Source organism: Anaplasma phagocytophilum, assembly GCF_023476575.1.
GTDB lineage: Bacteria > Pseudomonadota > Alphaproteobacteria > Rickettsiales > Anaplasmataceae > Anaplasma > Anaplasma phagocytophilum_A.
The window spans coordinates 8452-12392 of the sequence record NZ_JAHLEX010000028.1; the positions used below are offsets into that span (position 1 = coordinate 8452).

General features: G+C 38.1%; 2 protein-coding genes. Both read left to right on the forward strand.

Annotated elements, in window-relative coordinates; all coding sequences use genetic code 11:
- Positions 1–1854 (forward strand): hypothetical protein (locus tag KPX09_RS02310; RefSeq protein ID WP_249548779.1); only part of this gene is annotated, 1854 nt, incomplete at its 5' end.
- A 468-nt stretch (positions 1855–2322) separates the two neighbouring features.
- On the forward strand, positions 2323–3941 hold a 1619-nt coding region (locus tag KPX09_RS02315; protein ID WP_249548780.1), incomplete at its 3' end, for a hypothetical protein.

Consider the following 3941-nt stretch of genomic DNA (forward strand, 5'->3'; position numbering starts at 1 on the left):
GATCAAACTAGGGAGCAGCTTCAAAAAGTCATAGAAACTCTAACACAAGATTGTGCAGATTATGCTAAAAAAAATGCGCGTTTTAAAGAACTGCTTGAGGAATATATAAATGCAAGAGGTAAAGATGCTGAAAGAGACCTGATTATGGCGTCAATACGCGATATTGCTATTGGTAATGTGGAGCAAGTTGTGTATATGCTGTATGATCATATGGGTCAAAAGATAAGTGATGCAGGGCATGAAGTTCAAGCGCATCTTCGAGAAGATTTGAAAAGTATTGTACAATTTTTCAAAATTGTTGAAAAAGAAGAACAGCGTACCGAATATCTAGCTGAGAAATATCTGTGCGCAGTAGGTACTAGTAAAGATGCTGAAAGAAGGTGGATTGTAGAAGATCTATCTGATATGGGTATGGTAAATCTGGCCATAGGTTATCTATCTGCAAAGTATGATGCAGCTGAAAAAAGTCCTCAGAAAGATCTGATCAAAAAAAACTTAGTAGATTTAGCGCGAGATTGTAAAAATCAAGGAAAAATAATGACACGTGCTGAAAATCTAGCCATTAGGTGTATACGTGAAAGTAATATAGATGAGCTAGTAAAGCAGTTACAGGCTATCAATGGGCTAGATCTAGCTAGAAAGTATCTTAGTGCAAGGTTTATAGGCACAGGGGAGACAGTTACGAATAATCCTAAACAACAGAAGATAAAAGATGTTGTACATCTTCTAGAATGTAAAAAAAGAGAAGAAGAGATAAGGAGTCTAGTTGCAAAGTATCTAGCAATAGGTACAAGTGCAGAAAGAGTAGAAATGTTAAAAAAAGATCTAAATGCTGAAGACAGAATTGCTGCTGAGAATTTGTTGGTAAAAGAGTATGCTAAAGCACAGGGGTCTCAACAGGATTTGATTAAAGAAGCGATAGATACTCTCCGTGGGGTTATGAAGACTGCGCATGTCCATAAATTAGTTGAAGCATATCTAGAAAAAATGGGTAACCCTGCTGAAGGAAAAAGGATTATACATAATATATGCGCTAGTGGTCTTGGCGAACTGGCTTGCCTGTATCTGATAGAAAAGCGCGATGCGGCTATAAGAGATCAAAATATTAAAGCGGGAGCGCTATTTTCGGAAGTTATAGATGCTTTGAATCTATCTGTTATGGATTTGGATAGTAGCATCCCAGCGGTGTATGAGCTAGAGAATGCAATAGGTAAAGATGCTGAAAGAGGGCAGATTATAGAAGAGCAATGTGCTCAAGGTACTACGACGAATCTTGCTGAAAGCTATGAGAAAGTAGAATATTCAGCTACAAAAGATTCTCAAAAGGATCGCCTTCAAGAAACGGTGGATTCTACTGAAGATCTAGGCAGAAAAGCTGCACAAGTGTACGAACTAGCTCCTCAATATGTAGCTGCTACAATGGAGCGAAGTGCTAAAAAAAGAGAACGGATTATAAAAAAGCTATACGATATGGACGCTGTGCATCTACTTACCAAGATTCTGAGCGAAGAGCATGAAGTTGCAAAACATAATAAAGATTCTGAGGGTATAGAAAAGATGCAAAAAGCTCTGAATGCTATAGCTAAGGATGAAAAAGTTCTAAAAGCAGGGGCAAAAGATAAAGTTCAAAACGCAGTTCTAAATGATTCAGGAAAACACACTGTACTTCCGGATGTTTCAGTAAAAGAACTTGTTGCTGTAGGTGCTAAAACTACAATAGATTCACCTCAATCAGGGTCTACTGTAAAGTACACAGCTTCAATGAGAAAAGATAAAGGTATTGTGCCATCCATCTTGCATATGAAAGGTAACTCTGCGCTGATTAGTGGGGATATTGATCGAGGAACAGCATAAAAGTTATGACTAAAACTCTTTAGTGATAGCTTAGAAGAGTAGTAATAAAAATGCTTGGAGATGTGGCCTTAAACTCGCATCTCCAGGTATATAAACGCTTACAGTATCTCTAGTTATATAGACAATACACGTCTGGAAGCATTTATCACCCATGTAAATTACTTTTAACTCAGTAATTTCTGAAAATTACCGTCTTAGTATAATATAAGAGAGAAGTGACGTGCCAGTGCAATATCTTCAAGAAAGGATATAAAAAGAAGGAAATTTATAAATTTCTTTAGCTACTAAATAAATCTTTTAAATAAATCTTTCTTTTTGTTAAATTAACACTAATGGTGCAATACAATGTTCTTTCGCCTGTGCGTATGACTAGGTGCGATATAATACAATAATATACCCAATAAGTTGAAATTTTCACTCATTAGTTGCATCATTGCAGAGTGTTATGTTTTGTAAGTGAGTAGAGGTATGCATAGGCAAGGCGTCGGTAGAAAAGGAAGGGATGCTAATAATCGATTGCAGAGGTTTGGCGAAGCCCTTGCATATCTTGGTGCCTGTGCGCTACTTACAGCGGCCTTAATACTAGTAATCAGTCTTATCGTATCAAAAAAGCATCATCCGATTTGGGTGGTGGAGATATTAGCCATATCTGTTCTTGTTGTCTCATTGGCTGTATTAGTCACCGTGATGTTTGGAAGTATATTCAGGAAAAGGGTTACTGCCGACCTAGATAGGGATATGCCTTCCAAAAGAAATTTGCCCGATGCAAGGTGTGTTTCGTGTCAGCCTGATGATCTTGTGAATGTGCTTTCTGGACATCAATTTGTTACGCAAGTAGAGAATTCAGAATTGCAGCAAAATAAAGAAATGACGGGAGCAAGAAGGCGTGTATATGATGCGTACATTATATGCGCTATATCGAGTGATGCCTTAGGCGATGATGCTAGTCACAGAAAAGTCATTTCTTGCTGCAAAAGAGGGGATGTTGCTTTAGTTCCTGGAATAGAACAGGGAAACAGAGATAAGGTTTCTTTACGTATTGGTGAGCAGTATATTGACAGCGGTCATTTCAAGTTGTTTTCCAGTAGATGCAGTGATTACAGGCCTAATATAGGTCATCCGTATAAGATGCGCTTAGTTTTTAAGATAAGGCGCAGCAACTTTAATATTATTAACAACTCTAGAGTTTATTGTGTTACGTCGCTTGCAGAGAATGGTGTTGGTACCCCTCCTTCAAGGCATAGGGTGGATGCATACTGCTTATCAGAAGTTAAGCTTACATATTGTAACCTTGTCTCTATGCTGTTCTCGCGGGAGCTTTTGTGTAGTACTAGGGGCACGATAGCTTTTAGACGATATGTGCTATTTTACTACTTTCATACTCAAGGGTTTACTCAGATCAGTCGTACCTGCAATGGCAATATGTGGCTAAAGATTAGTCCTCTTTTTTATACGACTAGGTTGGGTATGAGGATTGCGTCAGATATTAGGAACAATCCTCTCGGCTTTGAGTGCTATATGCTGAAGCTCAAACATGAAAACGATGAAACATCCCGCAAGCTTCTATGCTTTTTAGAGGCTGTACGCGATAATACTCCAGGTGATCTACCGAAACCACATGATACAAAAAGTGAAGATGTTTATACTGCAATGTGTGCGGTATATGCATGCTCTATTGGTTATAAAAGATTTTTTCAACCGTTAACTACGCCGCTGACAAAGTGGTCGCTATATTTCATGTTCCTTTATAATATGCAATTCCGTACTTCGGTAATCGCACAGATGCTGGCTAGAGAGTTGAAGTCGCTTTGTTGTCTCGGTCATTACAAGAAGGAATATTACTCGTTTGTTGAGAAGAGTATGCCTTTCGTTACTGTCCAAGTGAACTTTGTATTGAAGGTTTTAAATGAAATATCACTAGAAAAGCTAAGGTATATGTATCTTAGAGGAGCAGAGTATGAAAAAGAAATTATTGCTGCTGTCTTTCTAGATGAGCGTGTACGTACTGATTTTATGGTAAGGGCGTATGCACATTTTCCAGAATTTCAAGATAATCTTTCAGAGCATATGCGTAAGCGTAGGTTAAT